This window comes from Stomatobaculum sp., assembly GCF_057248925.1.
Genome location: NZ_DBHIHF010000006.1, coordinates 70825 through 95164, shown reverse-complemented (window position 1 = coordinate 95164; position 24340 = coordinate 70825). Strand labels below are relative to the sequence as shown.

The following is a 24340-nucleotide window of genomic DNA, read 5'->3' as shown; positions in this document are numbered from 1 at the left end:
ACTAACTACAGGAAAGCATTGCCGCTATGGGAGAAATGAGGTATTATTCTAACTAAGGCTTGGTTTATGTGTATCAAGACTACGGAGGATAAGCATGAAGTTCAAAGAAATGCAGTATGAGCGGATTTCGGTGGAGAGCATCGCCGAAGAAGAGAAGAAGCTGATCAAAGCGCTGCAGGAGGCAAAGACTTTCGCAGAGGCGGAGGCAGCTTTCCTCGCAATCGACAAGCTGGACAGACATGTATCGACGATGTTCGCCCTTGCCTCGATTCGCCATTCGATTGACACCACGGACAAGTTTTACGACGAGGAAGAGAACTATTGGAACAATGCCTCGCCGCAGATTCAGGAGTACAGCCAGGAGTGGACCAAGGCTCTGCTCGCTTCCCCCTTCCGCAAGGAGTTTGAGGAGAAGTACGGTAGCATCCTTTTCACCAATGCGGAGCTCGCGCTGAAGACTTTTTCTCCGTCGATTATCCCGGAACTTCAGCAGGAGAATGAGCTCGTCACAGCCTACGAGAAGCTGCTCGCGAGCGCACAGATTCCGTTTGAGGGCGGTGTCTATACCATTTCGCAGATGACGCCGTTTAAGAATGACCCGGACGATGCGAGACGCCTCGCGGCCTGGAAGGCGGAGGGACAGTGGTACAAGGACAACCAGGAAGAGCTCGACAGACTCTATGATAAGCTGGTGCACCTTAGGGATACCATCGGCAAAAAGCTCGGCCACGATAACTTCCTGCCGGTCGGCTACTGCCGCATGCAGAGAAACTGTTACGACAAGGCCGATGTCGAAAAGTTCCGCGAGGCCGTGCAAAAGTATGTGGTGCCGGTGGCGGTCAAGGTTTACGAGAGACAGGCAAAGCGCCTCGGCAAGACGTATCCGATGAGTTACGCCGACAATGCGATGGAGTTCCGCTCGGGCAATCCGAAGCCGCAGGGCACGCCGGACGACATTGTCACGGCGGCAAAACATTTTTACGAGTGGCGTTCCCCGGAGACCGCCGAGTTCTTTAATCACATGATTGACGATGAGCTCATGGATCTGCTCTCCACCAAGGGCAAGCAGGGCGGCGGCTACTGTGCGGAAATTGCGGATTACGACACGCCGTTCATTTTCGCAAACTTCAATGACACCCAGCACGATGTCGAGGTCATGACCCATGAGGCCGGCCACGCGTTCGAGAGCTACCTGAATCGTCACCGCGTGCCGATGGAGACCATCACGCCGAGCCTTGAGGCCTGCGAGGTGCACTCGATGTCGATGGAATACTTTGCGGAGGCTTTTGCCGAGGAGTTCTTTGGCAAGGACGCCAGGAAGTATCTCTACTCCCATTTGACCGGCGGCCTGACCTTCATCCCCTACGGCACGATGGTCGATCACTTCCAGCACATCGTCTACGAGAACCCGGATTTGACCCCGGCCGAGCGGCATGCCAAGTGGAAGGAGCTGATCGGTATTTACCAGCCTTGGATGAAGCTCGACGGTGACATTCCGTTCTACGCCGAGGGACAGAACTGGCAGAGACAGCATCACATTTACTCGCTGCCGTTCTATTACATCGATTACTGCCTCGCACAGACAGTCGCGCTCCAGTTCTGGAATCGGATTCAGAAAGATCAGAACGACGCGTGGAAGCATTACATGGCGTATACGAGTCAGGGCGGCAGTGTCGTCTTCACGGAACTTCTGAAGAACGCGGGGCTTGACAGCCCGTTTGAGGGAGATTGCTTAAAGCAGGTCTGCGAGACAGCCGCGGCTTATCTGGACAATTACGACTTGTCGGATTTCGCCTAATGGGAATGTTCCGTACGCCCTATGACCGGGGCGGTGCTCTCTCGAAAGAGGCCATGCAGGAGAGGGCAGAGCGTTATCTGGATATGCGGGAGAAGGAGAGCGCAAAGCAGGAGAACCGGTTGATTGCAATCCGCTATCTTTTGCTCTGGCCGTTCGCACTGTTGCCGGGGTTTCTTCCTCAGGTGGCAGTCGCGCATACGGCGTTGCTCCTTTTGCCCTACGCACTGGAACTGGTCTGTATGTTGCTCACGGGGATTACCCTGGTCGGCTTCGTACAGAATGCCACGGGTAGCGTGAACGGACGGCTCTATAAGCAGCTGTTTACCGGGTTACAAATGCGGGCGGCGCTCGCCGGTCTGTTCGGCGCACTGTTCTTTCTCGCACAGCTTCTCTGTATGTTGCTTCACCGCAACGCACGGACACTGAGCGAGGGACTGGTGCTCCTGATGCAGTTCCTGTTTTTGCTGACCTTTGTGTTATTTTTCCGGCAGACGGATCGGGTGATTCGCAACTGGCGTCTGGCGGATTTATAAAAATCGGCATCACCGGAATGACCCTGCAAGGGAGGGGCGTTCTGTTTGCAAGTCGTCGTGCATACGGTATGTGCGGCAACCAACAATCCGAAGGAGGAGAAGGGTATGAGAAAGACAAGACGTGTCGTTGCTTCCCTTTTAGCAGCGACCATGGCAGTTTCGCTTCTGGCGAGTTGTTCTTCGAAGAAGGACACGGGAGCCTCGGACGGAACACAGAAATCGGGGGATTCGCAGGCGGGTAATACCGGCGACAGCGTGGTATACGCAAGCGGTGAGTTCAACGGTAAGTTTTCGCCGTTCTTTTACGAGACTGTGCCGGATTCGGATATGGTCGGGCAGTGCACGGCCGCCCTTCTTACCACAGATCGAAACGGCGCCGTCGTCCTGAAGGGCATTGAGGGCGAGACCAGAGAGTATAACGGCAAGCAGTATACCTACCACAGCCTTGCGGACTGTACAATTACGGAGAACAGCGACGGCACCGTCTACTACGATTTTAAGCTGAAGGACGGCGCCAAGTTCTCGGACGGCGAGCCGATCACGGTCGACGACGTGATTTTCTCGATGTATGTCTATTCGGATCCGACTTATGATGGCTCTACGACCTTCTTTACGCTTCCGATTCAGGGTATGGAAGAGTACAGAACCGGTGTTGACACCCTCTTTAACCTGATGGTCAAGGCAGGCGAGAATAACACCGACTTCTCTAAGTGGACCGAAGATCAGCAGAAGAAGTTCTGGGCTTCTTACAACAAGGCCGCTGAGGCTTTTGTGAAGGAGATTGTGGATTCCTGTATTGCGAAGGGCACCAACAAGGAAGGTGATTCGATTGCGGCTGTCGCTGCGAACTACGGCTATCCGGATCTCAAGGCGGATGCGACCGCAATGGATTTCTTCAACGCAATGCTCGCCAAGTATGACGGCAGCGTGAAGGATATGTCCGACAAGGAAAATGCGGGAACGCCGTTCTCCGAGCTCATGGATAACTACCAGGATTTCGCAATCGGTGTTGAGACAGGTACTTCTGCACCGAACATCAGCGGTATCCAGAAGACCGGCGACAATACATTCCGCATTGTCACGACGAAGGTTGACGCACAGGCCATCTACCAGATTGGTGTCGTTGTTTCGCCGCTTCACTACTACGGCGACAAGGCGCAGTACGACTACGCAAACAATAAGTTCGGCTTCCCGAAGGGCGACCTCAGCCTGATTCGTTCGAAGACTTCGAAGCCGCTCGGCGCAGGCCCGTATGTCTTTGACAAGTATGAGAACGGCGTTGTCTCACTGAAGGCAAATCCGTACTACGACCAGGGCGAGCCGAAGATCAAGAATCTTCGCATGAGCTACATCAACCAGTCCGACTACATCAACTCGATCATCGCGGGCACGGCAGACATTGCGAACCCGTCCTACACGAATGAAATTGCGGACGCAATCAAGAAGGCAAACAGCAACGGCGAAATTTCGGGCAACAAGATTTACACGGTTGCGGTCGATGCATTGGGCTACGGCTACATCGGCATGAACTCGCACAACATCTCGGTCAACAAGGAGCCGGGCAGCGATGCTTCGAAGAACCTGCGCCGCGGCTTCGCAACCATTTTTGCGGCATACCGTGATCTCGCGGTCAGCACCTACTACGGCGACAGAGCGAGCGTCATCAACTATCCGATTTCCAACACCTCCTGGGCGGCACCGCAGCCGACCGACGACGGTTACGAGATTGCATTCTCGAAGGATGTAAACGGCAATCCGATCTACACCTCCGGCATGACGGACGAAGAGAAGTACGCGGCTGCAAAGAAGGCAGCGCTCGGCTTCTTTGAGGCGGCAGGCTACAAGGTTGAGAACGGCAAGATTGTCTCCGCACCGGAAGGCGCGAAGATGGAGTACACGGTCATGGTGCCGGGCGGCGGCACGGGCGATCACCCGTCCTTCATGATTATGACCGAAGCGCAGAAGGCACTCGCAGACATCGGCATGAAGCTCACCATCAACGACCTCAGCAATGTCGCGGATATGTGGAACAAGCTTGAGGCCGGACAGGCTGAAATCTGGTGCGCGGCATGGCAGTCCACGCCGGACCCGGATATGTATCAGGTTTACTACTCCGATGTTGCAAACGGCGGCAAGCAGCCCGGCGGCTCCAACGATCGCTATCAGATTGAGGATGCAGACCTCGACAGCATGATCCTGCAGGCGAGAGAGTCGACCGATCAGGAGTACAGAAAGACCATCTACAAGGCTTGCCTTGACAAGATTGTCGACTGGGCTTGCGAGGTTCCGGTTTACCAGAGACAGGAAGTCACGACTTTCTCGGCAGAGCGTATCAAGACCGACACGATCACACCGGATATCACCTCCTTCTACAAGTGGTATGCGGAGATCGAGAACCTGGAGCTGAACAAGTAAGTAGCTACGGAAATCCGTAAATGTTGTTTTCGGGCAGTAACCGCATCCCCCGGTGACGCGAGGGATGCGGTTTTCCCGATATAGAAGCAGGAACCGCGAAGAGCGGTCGCCTGACCTGTATGGAAGAGCGGGTTTTTTATGAAAAAATACATTATCAAACGACTCTTATGGTCTGTCGTGATTTTGTTTATTGTCTCCTTTCTGATTTACGTGCTGATGCGCTGTCTTCCGACTTCGTATCTCGAGCAGATTGCGAGACAGAAATCACAGCAGCCGGGATCCAAGACTTTTGACGAGTGGATGCAGCAGCTCTCGGCTACCTACGGTATGGACAAGGGCATTATCCCGGGCTTTGCTTCCTGGCTTTCGAAGGCAGTCCGCCTCGATTTCGGTGACAGCTGGAAGTACACGGTTCCGGTCACCCAGAAGTTTGCGCAGGTTGTCGGCATTTCGTTCTGGATGAGCCTCGTTGTCATGGTTCTGGAGGTTCTGATTTCGATTCCACTCGGCATCATCGCGGCGACGAAGCAGTATTCGACCGCCGACAATGTGATTTCGGTCATCGCACTGGCCGGCATCTCCCTCCCGACCTTTTTCATTGCATCGCTGCTGAAGCTGATTTTCTCGGTCAATCTGAAGTGGTTTGATCTGAACGGTCTGATTGGCAGAAATCACGATTTCCTCTCGCCGATGGGGCAGAGATGGGATATCGCGATGCACCTTGTGTTGCCGATTATGACGCTGACCATCGCGAGTGTCGGTGCTTACATGCGTTTTATCCGCACCAACATGCTCGAAGTTCTGAACTCCGATTACATCCGCACCGCAAGAGCGAAAGGTCTCTCCGAGCGCCGCGTCATTTATCATCACGCATTCCGGAACACCTTGATTACGCTCGTGACCCTCTGGGGTACTTCGCTGCCGGGACTGTTCTCGGGTGCCATGATTACCGAGCAGCTGTTCTCGATTCCGGGTATCGGCTATACCTCTTACCAGGCCATGGTATCGGGCGACATTCCGTTCTCGATGTTCTATCTGGTCTTTATCGGAATTTTGACACTGATCGGCAACCTGTTGACCGATATTCTGTATGCCGTGGTTGACCCGCGCGTGCGCATTGAATAAGAAGGGAGGAACTTGTATGTCTGAAACAGAGAAGAAGGCAGAGCAGAATCAGCAGAAAACGACTTACTCCCTGAATGATGATCGCCGCGTTAAGACTTTGTCGCCCGGTGCAATGGTCACCAAGCGCTTCTTCCGGAACCGGATTGCCGTGCTCGGCATGTTCATTCTGATTGCGATGTTTTTATTTTCCTTTGTCGGCGGTGCGATTTCGCCCTACGGCGAGTCGGAGCTCTTTTATCGCACGGACAAGCAGACGCAGAAGTATGCGGGTGTCAAGGTCAATACGGAGCTTCGCTACCAGCAGATCGAGAAGAACGCATTCCCGGCGCTTGCGCAGGCACAGTTCGTGCTCGCAAAGGGCAAGGGGACCCCGGATTTTGCCGCGGGCAATGTGCAGTACAGCTATGAGGAAGCCGGCAAGGACTTCTATGTGATTTACAAGAAAGGCGCAAGCGAGCCGATTGCCTTTGCTTCGCTCGCGACCGTGACTTCTGCGTCCGGCAGCGAAGCGCTTCCGTTTGACATGCAACTTGCGATTCTGAAGGCGGTCACAAACCAGGAGACTTCCTTTACGCTCGGCAGCGACACCTATACGGTGGACGAGGACGGCACGGTCTCAAAGGACGGCCAGCCCTATGCGTATGCGAGCCGCTATGTGATCAATGCGATTATGAGCGATGTCACCTTCTCGAAGCAGTTCAAGGAAGAGCTGATTGCCGAGATTGAGGCGGGCAAGAAGGAGTTCACCTTCAAGGATGCCGACGGCACCGAGGCGAGCTACACACTCGAGTACGATGCGCCTTCGAAGGCCTACAACATCATGCAGAGCAGAGAGCAGCGCGTCTATGACACCTACTCTTCGCCCTCTAAGGCACATCCGCTCGGCACCGATAAGAACGGCATGGACATGCTGACCCGTCTCATGTACGGTGGCCGCGTGTCGCTCTACATCGGCTTCATCGTCGTGATCATTGAGACCGTCATCGGTATGATTATGGGCGGTATCTCCGGCTACTTCGGCGGCTGGGTCGATATGTTAATCATGCGAATCGTTGATATTTTCTACTGCATCCCGAGCATCCCGATTTACATCATCATCGGTGCGGCGATGGACGCGCTGCATGTGGATCCGCAGATTCGTATGATTTATCTGATGATGATTCTCGGCTTCTTCGGCTGGCCATCCATCACCAGACTGGTCCGCGGTCAGATTCTCACGCTCCGTGAGCAGGAGTTCATGACGGCGGCGGAGGCAACCGGTATTAAGCCGATCAACCGCATTTTCCGGCATCTGTTGCCGAATGTCATTCCGCAGCTCATTGTCACCTGCACCATGAGCCTTGGCGGCGTGATTCTGACCGAGGCGACCCTGTCCTTCCTGGGCCTCGGCGTCAAGTTCCCGTTCGCATCCTGGGGAAATATCATCAACGATGTCAACAATACCTATGTGCTCAGCAACTATCTGTTCATCTGGATTCCCGCCGGCATCTGCCTGCTCCTCACGGTGCTTGCCTTTAACTTGGTGGGCGACGGACTCAGAGATGCCTTTGACCCGAAGATGAAGCGCTGATTGCGAACGAAAGGAAATAAGATGGCAAGAGATGACGGCTATCTGTCCGCGCGGGAGTCGCGGCGGATATCAAAGGAAAACAGAAAGATTACAGCAAAGCTCGAGAAGGTGAGAACCCGTCGGAATGTGCCCGAGAGCGAGTACATGACCCAGATGAAGAATCCGGCGAATGCCGTGGAGTTTGAAAACCTCCACACCTTCTTCTTCACGGACGCGGGAACTGTTAAGAGCGTTGACTCCGTGAGTTTCGAAGTGCCGCTCGGCAAGACGGTTGGCGTCGTGGGCGAGTCGGGTTGCGGCAAGTCTGTGACCAGCCTTTCGCTCATGCAGCTGTTGCAGCGCCCGCAGGGCCAGGTGGTGGAAGGCTCCATCCGCCTGAACACCGGGGACAAGGTCTATGAGATCACAAAGACCCCGGAGAACATCATGCAGCACCTCCGCGGCAACTTTATGTCCATGATTTTCCAGGAGCCCATGACCTCCTTAAATCCGGTCTTCCGCATCGGTGACCAGATGGACGAGGTGACCATGCTCCACAAGAAAAGCGAGTATCCGACCAAGGAAGCGGTCAAGGGACGCACGATTGAGCTTCTCAAGATGGTCGGTATCGCAAACAGCGAGGGCATCTACAACATGTACCCGCACGAGCTCTCCGGCGGTATGCGGCAGCGTGTCATGATCGCAATGGCACTCGCCTGCTCGCCGAAGCTCATCATTGCCGATGAGCCGACCACCGCACTGGACGTGACGATTCAGGCACAGATTCTGGATCTGCTCCGCGGTCTGAAGGACAAGATCAATTCGTCCATCATGCTGATTACCCATGACCTCGGCGTCATCGCGGAGATGGCGGACTATGTCGTGGTCATGTACTCCGGCCGTGTGGTGGAAGCGGGAACCGCAAAGGAAATCTTTTCGAGCCCGGCACACCCCTATACCATCGGCCTCATGGCGTCGAAGCCGGTCGTCGGTAAGCACCAGGACAAGCTCTACTCGATCCCCGGCAAGGTGCCGAACCCGATTAACATGCCAAATTACTGCTACTTCCGCGACCGCTGCGACAAGCGCGAGAGGTGTTGCGACGGTGCTTATCCGGGCGAAATCTGGCTCTCCGAGACACACCGGGTCAGCTGCTACCGCTATGATGAGGCACACATGGGTTCCGGGCAGAGCAAAGCCTGAGAGGAAACGAGGAAACGATGGAAAATATCGAAGAGAAGGCATTGACGCCCCTCGTGCACAACGAAGAAAATATCCTGGAAGTCAACGGCCTGAAGAAATACTTCCCGATTAAGGGCGGTTTTTTCAACAGCGTGGTCGGTCAGGTTAAGGCACTGGACGGCATTTCCTTTCATATCAAACGAGGAACCACCATGGGATTGGTGGGAGAGTCCGGCTGCGGCAAGACGACGGCCGGCAGAACCATACTTCGCTTAAACGGCGGCAAGACCGCCGGACAGGTGCTGTTCAACGGCAAAGAAGTCTATGACATTCCGAAGAACGAGCTGAATGAGCTTCGCGTGAAGATGCAGATTATCTTCCAGGATCCGTTCTCCTCGCTCTCGCCCCGACTGCCGGTCGGCGAGATTATCGGCGAGGCGGTGCGTGAGCACAATTTAGTGCCGAAGAACGAGTACGAGGACTATATCGATCAGATCATGGACAACTGCGGTCTGCAGCCCTTCCACAAGGATCGCTATCCGCACGAGTTCTCCGGCGGTCAGCGTCAGAGAATCTGCATCGCGAGAGCGCTTGCGCTGAACCCGGAATTTGTGGTCTGCGATGAGCCGGTCTCGGCACTCGATGTCTCGGTACAGGCGCAGATCATCAACCTCCTGGAGGACTTACAGGAAAAGTACAACCTGAGCTATCTTTTTATCTCGCATGACCTCTCGGTGGTCGAGCATATCTCGGACACGGTCGGTGTCATGTACCTCGGCAATATCGTGGAGTTCGGCACGACGGAGGAGCTGTTCGCAAATCCGCTGCACCCCTACACGAAGGCCCTGTTCTCCGCGATTCCGATTCCGGATCCGGAGGCAAAGATGAAGCGCATCATCCTGGAGGGAAGCATTCCTTCGCCGGCCAATCCGCCGTCGGGCTGCAAGTTCCACACGCGCTGTGCGCAGTGCATGGAGAAGTGCAAGACCCAGGTGCCGGAGCGGAAGGATATGGGAGACGGACACTATGTCTGCTGCCACCTTTACGATGACAAGTAATAAGCTTCTATGCAGGGTTGAGGCTTAAGAGAGAGCAATACGGTTGCCGTCTATGCAGAATTGTGTAGACGGCAGCCTTTTTTTGAAAACAAAAACGGACTGCCGGCATGCGCCGGGTTTCGAGGTGCACCGACAGCCTCTTTGCGAGACGACACAGGCATTGGGGAGGAAAGGTATATGGCCTGGTTGACACTGGGACTGTTTGCGGCGGGCTTGCTGTTATGCCTGTTCTGCAAGCTATCCGTTCTGTATGCACTGAGTTTCGGCCTGCTGCTGTTTTCGGTTTACGCGCGCCGCAGCGGGTTTTCATGGACAGAGATTTTGCGCATGGCGCTTCGGGGCGTTTGGAAGATACGCGGCATTCTGATCACTTTCGTTCTGATTGGCACGATGACCGCGCTCTGGCGGGCGGCGGGAACGCTCCCGGTGGTGGTCTGCTATGCGGCGGGGTTCATTCGCCCCTCGGTCTTTTTACTGATGACCTTTCTCCTGAACTGCGCGGTCTCAGTGCTGACGGGCTCTGCCTTTGCGACCTCGGCGACCATGGGTGTGATTTGCGCCGCGATGGGCAGGACCGCGGGCATCAGCATGCAGTTGACCGGCGCGGCGGTATTGTCCGGTGCCTATTTCGGAGACCGCTGTTCCCCGGTTGCGACCAGTGCGCTCTTGGTTGCGGAACTGACCCACACGAATATCTTTGACAACATTAAAAACATGTTGCGAACCGCCTTGGTTCCTTTTTTGCTCGCCTGCGCGGTTTATGCAGGGCTCGGGCTCCATGCGGTGCCGAGCGGAGAGCTTCTCAACCTGCGGGCGCTCTTTGCAAGGGAACTGCGTCTTCATTGGCTCGCGATACTTCCGGTTGTTGTGATTATGTTGCTTTCCCTGCGGCGGGTGGACGCAAAGACCGCCATGGCGGCGAGTATCTTGACCGCCGTCCCGCTGGCTGTCTTTCTGCAAAAGTTCGCGCCCGCGGACTTACTGCGAATTTCTCTCTTCGGCTATCGCGCATCGGATCCCGAAGCAGCAGCCATGCTGAACGGCGGCGGCATTGCGGCCTTTGTCAAAATCACGGGAATTGTGAGTCTCTCGGCCTCGTACGCGGAGCTCTTTCAGAAGACAGACTTACTGGTCGGGGTCAAGGCCTTGGTGGAGCGTTTCGCGAGAAGAACAAGCCCCTATGCAGCTGTACTCGGGACGTCGGTGCTCTCTGCGATGCTGGCCTGCAACCAGACCCTCACAGTTATGCTGACGAAGCAGCTCTGCGAGGAGGTAGAACCGGAAAGCTCGAGACTTGCGCTCGGGCTTGAGGACAGTGCGGTCATCATCGCGGCGCTGATTCCCTGGTCTGTCGCGGCTGCGGGGCCGCTGGCTTCCATCGGCGCGCCGGGAACTGCGGTCTTACTTGCCTGCTATCTCTACCTCTTGCCCCTCTGGCGATTGATGACGGCAAAGCAGAGGTTCATCGGTTTTGCTTAAACTTGCGGGCGAAGCGAAACTTGAAAAAAGCGCGGAGAGGCGCTATGCTTTAAGGACTTTACCGAGACAGAGCAGAAGCAGATCGAAGCGGGGCTTTCGACCGCAGTAATCGGTGACAAAGAGGCTGCCGCAAAGATTTTGGCGTTGGTACCGGAGGCGTGGATTCAGAAGATTCCGTTTTTTGTGCGGAAGCACGCGACCACCAAGACCATAGAGCGGATTGCAAGCGAGTATCCGGAGCTCTACGCCGTTGCCAAGCGGCCGGGAGCACTGCCCGAGGCGGAGAGAGAGGCGCTTCGCGGCATCATCACGGGCATCTTTGAGGAGAGAATGAAAAAGCATAAGATTCGGTGAGTAGAAACCGGGCTGTGCGGCGCCACTGAAGGCACAGTCTTCGCGACAGAAAGGACGGACCATGCCACCACTGAAAATCATGAAGACCGTATCCGCCGTAAGTTTCATCGCGCTGGCAGCGGCATTCGCGCTGTACCGTTTGACTGATATTCATGTGTTTAAGGTGCTTGCAATCAGCTTTGGGACTGTGTTTTACCACTTCTATGTGCGCCTCATTGTCGGCATTTACATTGACAAGGTCAAGCAGAACCGCGCGGACATCACACGGCCGTGGTACCGGATACGCCCTTGGGAGACACGTTTTTACAAGCGCATCGGCGTGAAAAACTGGAAGGATAAGATGCCCACATCGTTTCCGGAGTATTACGATCTCCGGAAGCACACACCGCTGGAACTCGCACAGGTGACCTGCCAGTCGGAAATCATTCACGAGGTCAATGTGCTTATCAGCGCGGGGGCTCTGCTCGGCGCCATTCCGTTCGGGATGTTTCCGGCCTTTTTCCTGAGCTCGCTCGCGGCAGGCTGCTTTGACATGATTTTTGTCGTGATGCAGCGTTACAACCGGAGTCGCCTTATGCCGCTCGTGGAACGGCAGCGGCGCGCGGCTGGGAAGATAGGCAGCGGCACTGCGCAAGGCAACAAAACAGGAGGAACAAGATGACGGTGACAGAAAAGAACGGGGCGGTCAGAAATAAGCTTCTGCTGGTCAATGACCTCGCTGGTTACGGAAAGGTGGCGCTCTCCGCGATGCTGCCCATACTCTCGCACATGGGGTTTGAACTGTTTACGCTTCCAACAGCGCTGGTTTCCAACACGCTCGACTATGGAAAGTTCGAGATTCTGGACACGAAGGACTATATCCGGGAAACACTCCGCATCTGGCAGGAACTCGGCTTCTCCTTTGATGTGGTGGCGACCGGCTTTCTCGCATCCGATGAGGAGGCGGAACTGCTCGCGGTATTTTGTGCGGAAGAGCGGGAAAAAGGCACCCTGATTTTTGCGGATCCGGTTCTCGGAGATGACGGAAGCCTCTATCACGGCATCGGGACAGCGGCGGTCGAGAACCGGAAAAAGCTGCTCTCGGTCGCGGATATCATAAAGCCGAACTACACGGAGGCCTGCCTCCTCACGGGAACTGCCTACGACGAGACCGGCATCTCCCGCGCGGATGGGGAGACTTTGCTTCGGAAACTGCGCGCGGCGGGAAAAAGTTCGGTGGTCATCACCTCGGTTCCGGTGCGGGAGGCGGCGGGAAAAAAGTGCTGCCTCGGCTATGACCGCGAGAGCGGGCAGAGTTTTTGCCTCCCGTATGAGGAGATTCAGGTGCGCTTTCCCGGCACCGGTGACATTTTCTCCTCGATTCTGCTCGGCGATTTGCTGCGGGGTGAGAAACTTGAGGCAGCGACTGCCCGCGCGATGCGGCTGGTGCGGGCTATGATTGCGGCAAATGCGGACCGCGCGGACAAGTACCGCGGTATTCCGGTCGAGTGCTATCTCGGAGAAATTTGAGTGAGACAGGCGGAAAAGGAGGGAGAAGAGCATGAATTGGTTGCAAAAGAATGGGAGAGGCCTGCTGGTTTGCCTCGCGCTGGCTGTGCCGTCTTGGATCATCGGAAAGCGGTTTCCGGTCATCGGCGGCGCGGTCATTGCAATTTTACTCGGCATGGGAATCGGGATGGTCTGGAGCGACAAGGGACAGGCCGCAGCCGGGATCCGCTTCACCTCGAAGATGGTGTTGCAGTTTGCGGTTGTACTGCTCGGCTTCGGCATGAATCTCGGTGTGGTGGTAAAGACGGGCAGCCAGTCGCTCCCGATTATTGTGTGTACCATCAGTACCGCGTTGCTGCTCGCTTGGTTGCTCTGCCGCCGGCTTCGCATCCCCGGCAACACCGCGATTCTGGTCGGCGTCGGCTCCTCGATTTGCGGCGGTTCCGCGATTGCGGCGACAGCACCTGTCATCGGCGCGGACGATGATGAGGTTGCGCAGGCAATCTCGGTCATTTTCTTTTTCAATGTGCTCGCGGCAATTTTCTTCCCGATGCTCGGCCGCGCTCTCGGCTTCGACACGACAAGCGGCGAGAGTTTCGGCCTGTTTGCCGGAACCGCAATCAACGACACTTCGTCGGTGACGGCGGCGGCCTCAACCTGGGACAGCATGTGGCAGCTGGGCAGCCAGACACTCGACAAGGCCGTGACCGTGAAACTGACGAGAACACTTGCGATTATTCCGATTACACTGGTCTTAAGCCTGCTCCGTGCGAGAGCGGCCGGAAATGAGGCGGGGAGTTTCAGCTTCCGTAGAGCTTTCCCGATGTTTATTCTCTACTTTATTCTCGCGGCGCTCATCACGACCGTTGCGGTACAGGCGGGGCTTCCGGCTTCTGCCTTCCGCCCGTTAAAAGAACTGTCCAAGTTCTGTATCATCATGGCCATGGCGGCGATCGGCCTGAACAGCAATCTCGTGAAACTCGTAAAGAGCGGCGGCAAGCCGCTCCTGCTCGGCGCAATTTGCTGGGGCGGAATTACGGCAGTGAGCCTGTTCCTGCAGAAGATTATGTTTTGAGAAAAAGAGCAGCGAAGTCGCTGCTCCTTTTTTATAGGTTCGTCCTCCCTCGGTACTATGTTGATTGTGGTGATTTACATTATACCTGAAGGACGAGCCGCTGGCTCTTTTCGATTTTTGAATTTACACCATTATATGGGCATTACCGTGGTGTTACAAAAAGCGCTGACCACTACATCGTGTCGCTGTTTTAGAAAGACTAGATTTGCAATATCTGTGCAATCTTTGTGAGCAAATTCTAGGAATTTGGAAAAGAATAGACGTCAGAATAAAAAAACAAAGACAGGTGGATGTATGAACATCCGACCTGTCTTTGACATTCAGAAAAGTCGCTTGTATAAGGTGGGATGAAGGCAATACCTTATCATCCCAAAATATTATATACTCCAAGAAGCGCGACAAGAACAAGAACGAAGAGGCATACAGCTGAAGCTGCAAATAATGTCAGGAAGAGCTTATTTTCTTTTTCTTTGTCGAAGTCCGGATCGGAAGAAGCTGCAGCCATAATTAATCCGCCACCTGTTGATGCAGGGCTAAGGCCTGCAAAGGAAGCTGTCAAACACATGATGCTGATAAGTCCTACAGGAGATATGCCAACACTTGTTGCAACATTGCCAACGGTCGGAATCATGGTCGGCCAGACGACACCAATTGCGGAACTAAACCATGACATAATACCGGCAGTCAGCCCTTGGATTGCAGTTGCTGTCCTCGGTGTCATAATAGAAGCCAGACCATTGGAGAGTAATTCAACTCCGCCAACTGAAATTACGATATTCATCAACATGCCAAAACCAGTTACCATCAGCAGGGTGGACCAGGAAATTGCCTGAAAAACTTTTTTCTCATCAGCAGCACCGATCAAGATGAGGAAGATGCCAATGGCAAATGCCAATAATCCGACATTGCGGGAGAAGAAGGCAGAGCCGATAATAAGGACGGCAAATCCGGCAAGAGTCAGGAGTTGCATTCTGTTAAAATGAGGGATGTCTTCCTGTTCTGTCATAGCATTGGGTTTTTTACCTCTGCTAAACCAGAAATAAGCAGCGATAGCAAGAATTATCGTTGTAATTGTAGCATAGATTAAAACATCTATCTCATAGCCTTGGATACCCTGTGGTGTTGCGAGTTCCCGAATTAGTGCAGATTCAGGTGTAATCGGAGAGAAACGTCCGGCGAAGGATCCCATTTCTCCAATAATGGCAAGCATCGTAGAACTATAACCGGTGGTTTTCGCCAGAGGCAGGGAAAGAGCTGCCACAATTCCAAGTGCAGGGACACAGCCAGGACCAATGGCTGCAATACCATAACCAATGATATAGAGCATAATAGGTGCAATAAAGGCATGGCCACCCGAGAGACGTAAGACCTTTTTGGACAGAAGCTCAAGCGCTCCATTGGTTATGCCGACTGCGCAGAGTAGAGAGACTCCGAGAAGCATAATGAACAGGCTGGATGAAAATCCCTTTATGACTTCTTTGTCAGTTGTACCGATAAAGCTGGCAAAGATTGTGACAGTAAGAATAGCAATCAGTCCAACATTCATTTTGCGGAAAAATCCAACGAAAATAGCTGCGATGAGAACTAGTAGTGAAACAAAAGCAATATTCATGGTTAAACTCCTCGCGGATTGATAAGGTGGTGGATTGTAATAGGTTACGAGTTCTGAGGAACCGGAATCAAATCATGAATGGTATTTTTTACAAGTAAGTTTGCTCCAGAGTAATTTCCTGGGATTTCCTCATGTTCCTCTTTGGCCAAAGTGAGAATCTTATCAAATGAAATGCCGGTATGAACTCCCATTTCTTCGAACATGAATACCAAATCTTCGGTTGCTGTATTACCAGAGGCTCCGGGGGCAAAAGGACAACCACCAAGACCGCCAAGTGTAGATTGAATGCCGTCAGCGCCGGCCTTCCATCCTTCAAGAGAACAGACAATCCCCATCCCTCTTGTGTCATGGATATGGAGTTCCAGCCGTGCGTCAGGAAAGGCTTTTTTCATGGCACGTGTGAAAGAAGCTACTTGTGCGGGATCAGATTGTCCCACGGTATCGCATAAATTAAAAGTGCGTACCCCCATGTCATATGCTCGCCCACAGAAATCTACTACAGCTTGTGCGGAACGCTGTTTTCCTTCAAAGGGACATCCAAAAGCGGTCGCCACATCCAGTACGACTTTCATATCACTGAGCTGCTCAATGATTTTACGGAGCTCTTCAAAGCTTTGATCATGTGTTTTGCGAACATTAGCCATATTGTGACTTCGGCTCAGAGAAATCACAGTGTTCACCTTTTTGAGACCGGCTTCGTGCGCATTTTGCGCGCCGCGAAAGTTTGGAACAAGAGCAAAAAGGTCTAAATCAGGATGACGCTCTACGATGGTCTTAGCGACTGTTGTAGCATCCTGCATCTGCGGGATTGCCTTGGGGCTCACAAAGCTAGTAATCTGAAGATGTTTGATACCCGTTGCAATCAGCTGCTCAATGTAATATATCTTGCGCTCAGCCGGAAGATAGCTACAGAGATTTTGGAACCCATCACGAGGTCCGACCTCGATGATGTCGACATGATGGTTAATTTCGCTCATGGTATTCCTCCTTAGAAAGTGTTAAATCAGATGATTTTCTTTTCTCGCAAAAGTTCAATCTGTTCCGGACTAAGATTTGCGTAGGCTTGGAAAATCGTGTCATTGTCCTGGCCAAGAGAAGGCGCAGGGGTTTCCGGATCGGCAGGATGGTTTGTAAATTTGAGTGCATTGTTTGTGGTAGGAACATCTCCGATACCAGGCTGGCGGATAGAAGGAAACATCTTTCGTGCACCGGCAATTTGCGGATCTTTCACAATACGGTCAATAGTATTGATTGGTGTAGAGGGGACACCGACTTTATTCAATTGATCGGCCACCTCATCAATCGTGGAACGCATAGTCCAAGCTTCTATGAGCTCTTTTAAAGCGGCATGATTTTTCACGCGATCAGAGACGGTGAGAAATCTTGGATCTTCCTTAAGCTCAGGCATTCCCATTACATCGCAGAGCGTCGCATAAAGTTTGTCATTGCCCGCACCGATAATGACATCTCCATCGGAAGTACGGAAAGAGTCATAGGGATAAGTCGATTCGTAGCGATTGCCTATGCGAGTAGGAATACGCCCTCCATTGAGATAAATCATATTGATGTTTTGCATCGCTGATACAACCGAATCAACTAAGGCAACATCAACTTTTTCACCCTCCCCAGTCTTATTTTTATTGTTAAGAGCTGCGAGAATGCCGATTGTAAGATTCAGCCCGCCAAGAACATCGCCCATCGGAGTGCCTGTACGCGTGGGAGCACCACCTTCCCAACCGGTCGTACTCATCAATCCGCCGGCAGCTTGACCGATGATGTCATAACCTGCACGCTTACTATAAGGGCCTGTATGTCCATAACCAGAGACAGCGCCGTAGATAAGGCCCGGATTAACTTTTTTTAGGTCCTCATATCCGAGATGTAACTTTTCCATAGTGCCGGGACGATAGTTCTCAATTAAGATGTCAGCTTTCTGAACCATTGCGAGGAAAACCTCACGCCCCTCATCTGTTTTAAGATTCAGGGTGCAGCCCTTTTTTCCACGATTAAGGCCCATGTAGTAGCAGCTCTGTCCGCTAACGAAGGGACCATAGGCACGGCTGTCATCTCCTTTTCCGACCATTTCGATCTTGATGACAGTTGCACCCATGTCAGCAAGTAACATGCCACAATAAGGACCCGCCAACACTCGTGTCAAATCCAGAACAACGGTACCTTCCAATAACCCGTTAGCCATAACGCACCTCCATATTCTGTATAGCCGGATCGTACAGCTTGTTGCCAGATAGCTGTATTTGATGAATGCAAGATAGCAAAAAAGGGATTTTGGGGCAATTTGACGAAAATGAAGGACAATGTTGATGTGATTTGTTTCTCATACGGGGAAATACAGAAGAAATTGAAACAAATCGTGATATAATTAAGGTCGCTTTCTCAGGTGTGAAGTGGAGTGGGACGGATTAAGGACAAAAAATGTGAGAATTTTAGGGTAACAGGAGTAGGGGAATGAAAGAGAGCTATAAGATCTGTTTTCTGGGATATCAGGGACTTACAGAAATGGCCAAAAAGACAATTGAAGATATGAAATTGTCGGACACAGAGTTTATGTTGCGAGATTGTACACCGGATAGTCTGAGAGAGGTTTTGGATGAGGCGGTAACGGCAGGCTATGAAATTTTCATTGGAGGTGGAAGCAACTATGCTAGGTTTAAGCAAATTAGCTCGATGTACATACAAGAGTTACAGGTGACGGAAGTCGATTATCTGACGGCTTTGAGAAAATCGGAGGCCTATGGGCATAATCCGGCAATTGTTTTGTATAAATATAGGCAACCCATTGACATCGCTGTACTATCACAACTTTTCGGAAAGCAAGTGGGTCTATTGGTATACGAAGAGACGGGTGAATTGAAAGATTTGATTGAGGAATCAAACTATGATGTCCTGATAGGAACAACAGTAGTACGAAGTTATGCTTTACAGGGAAACAGGCAATATGTACTTGCCTATGCAGGGGAGAAGACAATACGTAGCGCAATTTTGCGAGCAAGAAATAGCGCAGCATTTATAAAAAAAGAACAACGCCTTGCGGTGATTAATCGCGCCTTAATGCAGGATACGAATATTGGAATTATCATCAGCAATGAAGATGGATATGTAACTATGATTAATAGGGTTGCGGAAGAATATTTAGAGTTGAATGCTGGAGCGGCCAATGGGAGATTGTTGGCAGAGTTACAAAGAAATTTGGCTCCGAGGGAAGATTCAACATCAGAGTTTTTCAGAATTATTCAAGGAGTTCGTCTGCGCTGTACACAAAAAAAACTATTCGTTAAGGGTGAATTTATAGGATATTTTACCACACTAAGAATAGACAACTCCAAGCTCGCTATTACGCGCAACAAAGAAGTTTCTTTGCCAGTGGAAGTAGCATATCATTGGCATGATATGGTTACAGAGTCGGCAGTTATGCGAAAAGCTATTACGTATGGACAGCAAATCACAGACTCGTGGTTTCCTTGTACAATCATGGGGGAACAGGGAACACATAAAAAATTATTTGCAGAGTGTTTACATTCCGATAGCTCGAGAGCTGAAAAGCCTTTGATCATGTTAAATCTATCTACTATCTCTGAAAATGATGCAGGAAGGCATTTGCTGGGTTGTAGTGATCCGAAAGAACCACATGTGGGATTGTTAGAAATGGCAAATGGGGGAACAGTAGTTTTAAGTAATCTTAATTATTCTAATCGGGCTGTGCAAGCTTGCTTACTTGATGCCGTAACATATCATCAGATTGTTCCAACTGGGGGATATAAGAAAATTAGTTTAAACATCCGATTCATAACCATTCTAGACACACCGGTTTATATGGGGGAAATTAATACAGGTCTGTATAGTCTTCTTACAACGCAGGTGATTGAAGTGCCGCCTATACGAGATAGAAAAGAGGATATAGTTCCATTATTTGAACGAGAAATAGAGCTGTGTATTAATAAGCCATTCCGATTAAAACGCTTTGAAAAAGCTATTAATGTTTTGCAATGGTACGAATGGAGAGGAAATCTTTCAGAGATACAGGCATGCGCGGCACGCTTTGGATTGTCATACTTAGAAAGATCTTCTGCAACACAGGCTTCTGTATACAGAAATGTCATCGACGCAATCGGAAGGAAAAAAATAATAAAGCAAGCAGAGGACAATTTTAATAAAACGGAACAGACAGCAGCGGACTTTAGTAGGATGGTAAATGAGATGTGTGATTATGCAGGTATGACACAAGCCGAAGTAGCAGAACTTTTGAAAATGAGCAGAACAACACTTTGGAGGAAGATGGAACAGAACTGATTGCATCTGCTGTTGATCGAAAGAATTTTAGGCCAATTGAAGCAAAAACAGAATATTCATGCAACTTCGATTTGGGGCGAGTGATATGTGAACACTAGTGCCTGAGCCTATTACGGGAGATTTTCTATCTTTGGAAGTGTTGATATATTACAAAATGAGGTATAAAATCAAGACATCGAACGAGCTGAAATGGGTTTGTTGCGTTTAAAGGAGGGGCAAGTATGACATCGGCAATGTTGACAGATTTACTGAAGAGTTTGGGGCTACTAGGTGGAGCATTGATGGTAGGTGTCTTTTTGCGGAGCAAGCTTGGTTTTCTGCAGAAGACTTTCATTCCGGCGTCCGTCATCGGTGGTTTTCTTCTTCTGCTGCTTGGGCCACAGGTCTTTAATGTGACAGGTAAATTAGGCGTTCCGACAGAGTGGTATAGTTACTATTCTATGATTCCGGGTATCCTAATTGTTCCGGTTGTTGCGGGCGTTCCGCTTGGACTTCGCCTCAAACGGAAAGGCAGCGAGGGTGTAGACTCCGGTTTTATAAAAAATGTATTTCCGCTGTTTTTCATTGGCCTTGGGGTCTCGATGACTCAGTTTGCAGTTGGATATTTGGTGCATCTTTTGTTTCAAGGATCATATGATTTTTATAATCAGTTTGGCATTGAACTTGCAATCGGTTTTGTTGGCGGACATGGAACGGCAGGTACTCTTGGCAATACCTTGAAAGAGTTGAATCTTCCCTATTGGGAAACTGCACAGGGAGTTGCTACGACAACGGCCACATTCGGTATTGTTGGCGGAATTTTGATTGGAATCGCATTAATTAACTGGGCAGCGCGTTCTGGAAGAACAGCACTTCTCAATAAGCCGGCGGACATTCCTGCGGTTTTCTTGAGAGGTTATGAGCGCGATGTGACGAAGCAACATTCCATGGGGCGGGAGACTACGCAGTCTTCTTCTATAGACGCATTAGCTTTTCATACAGCATTGATTTTTTTGGCCTGTGGGCTCGCCTACTTCTGTATTAAAGTGGCAAAAGTTGCGAATATCCCGGTTCTGAAGAGTATTTCGGTTTGGGCTTACGGAATGGTATGCATGTTTTTTATTTGGGGAATCATTTGTAGACTTAAAATCGATTATTTAGTGGATGGTGCGGTGAAGAGTCATATTACTGGTTCTTTTACAGAGTTTGCGGTAACCGGAGCAGTTGCTTCGTTGCCGATTAAGGCAGTTGCAACTTATATTCTACCGATTGTGGTTATGTGCTTTATTGGATATATTGTGACAACTCTCTGGCTCGTGTGGCTCAGCAAAAAACTTTTAAAGGGATATTGGTTTGAGCAGATGATTGGAACTTTAGGTATGGCGACTGGTGTTTTTATAACAGGTGTCATGTTACTTCGGATTTGTGATCCGGATTTAAAATCTCCTGCTTTGACAACTTATTCGTTGTCATATACCGCGACAAGTATTGTTTATTTTGCATTGCTAAATTTGTTTATTACATTGCCGGAAACGAGCGGTGTTTTAATGACTGTTATTGTGGCTTGCGGAATTTCTTTGGCTTGTCTTGTGGCAGCTATCATTTCAGGACGACTTTGCTTTGGAAAGGTTGAAAACCCATAAGAGGTGCTTTTCTCGCTCGTTCGATAAGCGATGAAGTAGATAACGAGCGGTGGAGAGATTTCACCGCTCGTTTACAGTAGGAGATGAAGAGAGAGGGGGAGTATTGCTGTGAAAAGGGACTATGAGAAAAAGTTGATTGAAGTGAGCAGGAAAATCTGGGACTATGCAGAACTTCGTTTTCAAGAAAAAAAATCTGCAGCAGCTCTCGCGGACTTACTGGAAGTAGAGGGGTTTTCCGTGACTCGGGGGCTTGCCGGAATGGATACTGCATTTCAGGCGGTTATCGGGACCGGACATCCTGTCATCGGTATTTTAGCAGAGTATGATGCGCTTTCAGGGCTCTCTCAGGAAGCGGGGGCGTTGGAACCCATTGCACGAGCTGGGATTGAGTCCGGTCATGGATGTGGGCACAATCTACTTGGTACAGGAGCAGTTGGTGCGGCCCTCTTACTTCGAGATTATCTAGAAGAAAGTGGGAATCTGGGAACTGTTATGCTTCTCGGTTGTCCTGCCGAAGAGGGCGGCGCGGGGAAAACATATATGGCTCGCGCCGGTGTGTTTGACGGACTGGATCTTGCATTGACTTGGCATCCCGCTGGAGGGTATGCGGTTATGACTGGGTCAATGCAGGCTAATTGCCAGGCCTATTTTCGCTTTAAAGGAAAGTCGGCTCATGCGGCTGCGGCACCATTTCTAGGAAGAAGTGCTCTGGATGCTGTGGAACTTATGGATGTAGGCGTTAATTACATGCGGGAGCATATTGAGCCGACTGATCGCATTCATTACGCGGTATTAGATACAGGTGGCAGTTCTCCCAATGTGGTACAGAACCATGCAGAAGTACTGTACCTAATTCGTTCTACGGATAATGAGAAAGTGCAGGCACTGTATGAAAGGGTCTGTAAGGTTGCGCAAGGAGCAGCATTGATGACAGAAACAGAACTTGAAATCTGCTTTGACAAAGCTTGCTCGAATACAATATCAAATTCAGTGCTGGAGGATGTGCTTTATCAGAGTATGCTACGAATCCCGTTACCACACTATACTGAGGAAGAATTACGCTTTGCTAGGCGAATCCGTGACACTTACCGATCTTTATCGATGGAGAATGACTTAGCACTCTCATTCCTTCCCAATGTAAAGCAGAGAGTCTATGCCAGAAAACTGGCAGAGACGGAGATGGCACAGTTTGTGGTTCCGCATGAACATTTGGATGTTTATATTGCTGGTTCCTCAGATGTCGGAGACTGCAGTCATGTGGTTCCAACTGCCCAGTTTGTGGCGGGAACGGCGACGCCGGGAACACCGGGACACTCTTGGCAGATGGTATCACAGGGGAGATGTAGCACTGCAGAAAAAGGGATGCTCTATGCAGCGGAAGTTTTAGCGGACGCTGTGAAGACTATATTTGAGAATCCGGAGCTTGCAGTGCAGGCAAAAGCAGAGTTTTTGGCGGTGACGGAAGGAAAACCCTATGTCTGTCCGATTCCTGTCGATATTAAACCACATCAACAAATGAGGAATAGGATAGTTTGAAACATTCAGAAAGGAGAAAATTTTGCTTAATATTATTGAAGAAGCAAAGGCAATCAATCCGCAGTTGATCGATATCCGCAGAGCGTTTCACAGAGACCCAGAGATATCGAATCAGGAGGAGCGAACGGCAGAGAAGATTCTCAAGATTTTGGAAGAGGTTGGTGGCTTTGAAATTCGAAGTGGCATTGGAGGGCATGGGATATTAGCGGATCTCCATGGAAAAAATGCAGGAAAGAACATTGCGCTTCGGGCGGACATGGATGCTCTTTCGATACAAGAAGAGACCGGGTTACCTTTTTCTTCACAGAACCCGGGCATCATGCATGCCTGTGGACATGATGGGCATATGACTTGCTTACTCGGAGCGGCGAAACTTTTAAAGGCACATCAGTCGGAAATACAAGGAAGCGTGCGTCTTATTTTTCAACCGGCAGAGGAGATGGCTCCGACCGGTGGCGCACGTAAAATGATTGAAGGTGGTGCACTTGAAGGAGTGGATGCAGTGTTTGGCTTACATGTGTGGCCGAATCTGCCAATCGGTAAAATCGGAACAAGACCGGGTTCATTGATGGCGGCATCAGATCATTTTTCTATTACGATTAAGGGAGACAGCGCACACGGTGCAATGCCACAACTTGGGCATGACGCTTTAGTGGCAGGTGCACAGTTTATTTCTGCAGTGCAGAGTATTATAAGTCGAAATACGGATCCGTTGGAAGCTTGTGTGGTGACAATCGGCGTTTGTCGAGCCGGAACACGTTACAATATTGTGCCGGGGAGCTGTTATCTGGAAGGGACGGTAAGAACTTATAGTCCGGAAGTGCGGAAGAATACTGAAGTTCGGATGCGACAGTTACTAGCAGGTATCTGTGCAGCAATGGAATGTGAAGCGGAAATAAGCTATGAAAATGGATATCCTGCTTTACGAAATAATCCGAGAATGGCAGAATATATGATGGAAGAAATCACAAAGCTCTTTGGGGCTGAGAATGCTGTCAAGATGGAACGTCCTGCTATGACAGCAGAGGACTTTGCGTTCTATCTCGAGGAAGTGCCTGGAGCGTTTGCTTGGTTAGGAACCCAGGCGACCGATGATGCGGAGTTCTGGCCGCTTCACAGTAGTCATTACAAATCTAATGAGGATGCACTTTGGAGAGGAGCTGCGCTTCTTGCCTCTCTGGCACTGAATTTTAAAGCCTAAGGAAA

19 protein-coding genes are annotated in these 24340 nt (G+C 50.9%); 16 read left to right on the top strand and 3 right to left on the bottom strand.

Annotation, left to right across the window (positions count from 1 at the left end; all coding sequences use genetic code 11):
- The first annotated feature begins 94 nt into the window (after positions 1-94).
- From ACO4XG_RS03335 to ACO4XG_RS03280, 12 genes are all read left to right on the top strand, one after another.
- Positions 95-1798, top strand: a complete 1704-nt coding sequence (locus ACO4XG_RS03335) for a M3 family oligoendopeptidase (RefSeq protein ID WP_308508945.1) — start codon at positions 95-97, stop codon at positions 1796-1798.
- Positions 1798-2331 carry a hypothetical protein gene (locus ACO4XG_RS03330; protein ID WP_308508946.1) on the top strand — a complete coding sequence of 178 codons (534 nt, stop codon included), beginning with the start codon at positions 1798-1800 and terminating at the stop codon, positions 2329-2331. The genes ACO4XG_RS03335 and ACO4XG_RS03330 overlap by 1 nt, the downstream gene beginning before the upstream one ends.
- A 105-nt stretch (positions 2332-2436) precedes the next feature.
- The gene (locus ACO4XG_RS03325; RefSeq protein ID WP_308508947.1) at positions 2437-4746 is read left to right on the top strand and encodes an ABC transporter substrate-binding protein; all 2310 of its coding nucleotides are present in this window, start codon (positions 2437-2439) and stop codon (positions 4744-4746) included.
- A 138-nt stretch (positions 4747-4884) separates the two neighbouring features.
- On the top strand, positions 4885-5871 hold the full coding sequence (locus tag ACO4XG_RS03320; RefSeq protein WP_308508948.1) for an ABC transporter permease: 987 nt from the start codon (positions 4885-4887) through the stop codon (positions 5869-5871).
- A gap of 16 nt (positions 5872-5887) precedes the next feature.
- Complete coding sequence (locus ACO4XG_RS03315) at positions 5888-7441, top strand: ABC transporter permease (RefSeq protein WP_308508949.1); 1554 nt, start codon at positions 5888-5890, stop codon at positions 7439-7441.
- Between the two features lie 21 nt (positions 7442-7462).
- Positions 7463-8623 (top strand): ABC transporter ATP-binding protein, encoded by a 1161-nt coding sequence (locus ACO4XG_RS03310; RefSeq protein WP_308508950.1) that lies wholly within the window; start codon positions 7463-7465, stop codon positions 8621-8623.
- Positions 8624-8640: 17 nt separating this feature from the next.
- Complete coding sequence (locus ACO4XG_RS03305; protein ID WP_308508951.1) at positions 8641-9660, top strand: ABC transporter ATP-binding protein; 1020 nt, start codon at positions 8641-8643, stop codon at positions 9658-9660.
- A 177-nt stretch (positions 9661-9837) separates the two neighbouring features.
- Positions 9838-11139 (top strand): Na+/H+ antiporter NhaC family protein, encoded by a 1302-nt coding sequence (locus ACO4XG_RS03300; protein WP_308508952.1) that lies wholly within the window; start codon positions 9838-9840, stop codon positions 11137-11139.
- Positions 11140-11277: 138 nt separating this feature from the next.
- The gene (locus ACO4XG_RS03295; protein WP_308508953.1) at positions 11278-11493 is read left to right on the top strand and encodes a hypothetical protein; all 216 of its coding nucleotides are present in this window, start codon (positions 11278-11280) and stop codon (positions 11491-11493) included.
- Positions 11494-11554: 61 nt separating this feature from the next.
- Positions 11555-12154 (top strand): glycosyl-4,4'-diaponeurosporenoate acyltransferase CrtO family protein, encoded by a 600-nt coding sequence (locus tag ACO4XG_RS03290; protein ID WP_308508954.1) that lies wholly within the window; start codon positions 11555-11557, stop codon positions 12152-12154.
- On the top strand, positions 12151-13002 hold the full coding sequence (locus tag ACO4XG_RS03285) for a pyridoxamine kinase (protein WP_308508955.1): 852 nt from the start codon (positions 12151-12153) through the stop codon (positions 13000-13002). Before ACO4XG_RS03290 ends, ACO4XG_RS03285 begins: the two co-directional genes overlap by 4 nt.
- A gap of 31 nt (positions 13003-13033) precedes the next feature.
- Positions 13034-14056 (top strand): YeiH family protein, encoded by a 1023-nt coding sequence (locus tag ACO4XG_RS03280; protein ID WP_308508956.1) that lies wholly within the window; start codon positions 13034-13036, stop codon positions 14054-14056.
- Between the two features lie 364 nt (positions 14057-14420).
- Here the strand turns inward: ACO4XG_RS03280 and ACO4XG_RS03275 are convergent, their stop codons facing one another.
- From ACO4XG_RS03275 to ACO4XG_RS03265, 3 genes are read right to left on the bottom strand one after another with little or no spacing between them, the layout of a single operon-like run.
- Positions 14421-15668: an SLC13 family permease gene (locus ACO4XG_RS03275; RefSeq protein ID WP_308508957.1), complete on the bottom strand. Its 1248-nt coding sequence runs from the start codon at positions 15666-15668 to the stop codon at positions 14421-14423.
- A 44-nt stretch (positions 15669-15712) separates the two neighbouring features.
- Positions 15713-16645 (bottom strand): hydroxymethylglutaryl-CoA lyase, encoded by a 933-nt coding sequence (locus ACO4XG_RS03270; protein WP_308508958.1) that lies wholly within the window; start codon positions 16643-16645, stop codon positions 15713-15715.
- Between the two features lie 26 nt (positions 16646-16671).
- Positions 16672-17865, bottom strand: a complete 1194-nt coding sequence (locus ACO4XG_RS03265; protein WP_308508959.1) for a CaiB/BaiF CoA transferase family protein — start codon at positions 17863-17865, stop codon at positions 16672-16674.
- A 269-nt stretch (positions 17866-18134) separates the two neighbouring features.
- Between ACO4XG_RS03265 and ACO4XG_RS03260 the strand changes: the two genes are divergently transcribed.
- The 4 genes from ACO4XG_RS03260 (at position 18135) to ACO4XG_RS03245 (ending at position 24335) form a co-directional block, all read left to right on the top strand.
- Positions 18135-19976 carry a sigma 54-interacting transcriptional regulator gene (locus ACO4XG_RS03260; RefSeq protein WP_308508960.1) on the top strand — a complete coding sequence of 614 codons (1842 nt, stop codon included), beginning with the start codon at positions 18135-18137 and terminating at the stop codon, positions 19974-19976.
- Between the two features lie 221 nt (positions 19977-20197).
- Positions 20198-21598, top strand: a complete 1401-nt coding sequence (locus ACO4XG_RS03255) for a sodium/glutamate symporter (protein WP_308508961.1) — start codon at positions 20198-20200, stop codon at positions 21596-21598.
- A gap of 108 nt (positions 21599-21706) precedes the next feature.
- Positions 21707-23134, top strand: a complete 1428-nt coding sequence (locus ACO4XG_RS03250; protein ID WP_308508962.1) for an amidohydrolase — start codon at positions 21707-21709, stop codon at positions 23132-23134.
- A gap of 22 nt (positions 23135-23156) precedes the next feature.
- The gene (locus ACO4XG_RS03245; RefSeq protein WP_308508963.1) at positions 23157-24335 is read left to right on the top strand and encodes a M20 metallopeptidase family protein; all 1179 of its coding nucleotides are present in this window, start codon (positions 23157-23159) and stop codon (positions 24333-24335) included.
- Positions 24336-24340 lie beyond the last annotated feature (5 nt).

Coding starts and splice junctions, on each gene's coding strand:
- ACO4XG_RS03325 (WP_308508947.1), top strand. CDS start 2,437: ATGAGAAAGACAAGACGTGTCGTTGCTTCCCTTTTAGCAGCGACCATG.
- ACO4XG_RS03330 (WP_308508946.1), top strand. CDS start 1,798: ATGGGAATGTTCCGTACGCCCTATGACCGGGGCGGTGCTCTCTCGAAA.
- ACO4XG_RS03285 (WP_308508955.1), top strand. CDS start 12,151: ATGACGGTGACAGAAAAGAACGGGGCGGTCAGAAATAAGCTTCTGCTG.
- ACO4XG_RS03275 (WP_308508957.1), bottom strand. CDS start 15,668: ATGAATATTGCTTTTGTTTCACTACTAGTTCTCATCGCAGCTATTTTC.
- ACO4XG_RS03280 (WP_308508956.1), top strand. CDS start 13,034: ATGAATTGGTTGCAAAAGAATGGGAGAGGCCTGCTGGTTTGCCTCGCG.
- ACO4XG_RS03265 (WP_308508959.1), bottom strand. CDS start 17,865: ATGGCTAACGGGTTATTGGAAGGTACCGTTGTTCTGGATTTGACACGA.
- ACO4XG_RS03260 (WP_308508960.1), top strand. CDS start 18,135: ATGAAAGAGAGCTATAAGATCTGTTTTCTGGGATATCAGGGACTTACA.
- ACO4XG_RS03310 (WP_308508950.1), top strand. CDS start 7,463: ATGGCAAGAGATGACGGCTATCTGTCCGCGCGGGAGTCGCGGCGGATA.
- ACO4XG_RS03270 (WP_308508958.1), bottom strand. CDS start 16,645: ATGAGCGAAATTAACCATCATGTCGACATCATCGAGGTCGGACCTCGT.
- ACO4XG_RS03255 (WP_308508961.1), top strand. CDS start 20,198: ATGACATCGGCAATGTTGACAGATTTACTGAAGAGTTTGGGGCTACTA.
- ACO4XG_RS03320 (WP_308508948.1), top strand. CDS start 4,885: ATGAAAAAATACATTATCAAACGACTCTTATGGTCTGTCGTGATTTTG.
- ACO4XG_RS03300 (WP_308508952.1), top strand. CDS start 9,838: ATGGCCTGGTTGACACTGGGACTGTTTGCGGCGGGCTTGCTGTTATGC.
- ACO4XG_RS03335 (WP_308508945.1), top strand. CDS start 95: ATGAAGTTCAAAGAAATGCAGTATGAGCGGATTTCGGTGGAGAGCATC.
- ACO4XG_RS03315 (WP_308508949.1), top strand. CDS start 5,888: ATGTCTGAAACAGAGAAGAAGGCAGAGCAGAATCAGCAGAAAACGACT.
- ACO4XG_RS03290 (WP_308508954.1), top strand. CDS start 11,555: ATGCCACCACTGAAAATCATGAAGACCGTATCCGCCGTAAGTTTCATC.
- ACO4XG_RS03305 (WP_308508951.1), top strand. CDS start 8,641: ATGGAAAATATCGAAGAGAAGGCATTGACGCCCCTCGTGCACAACGAA.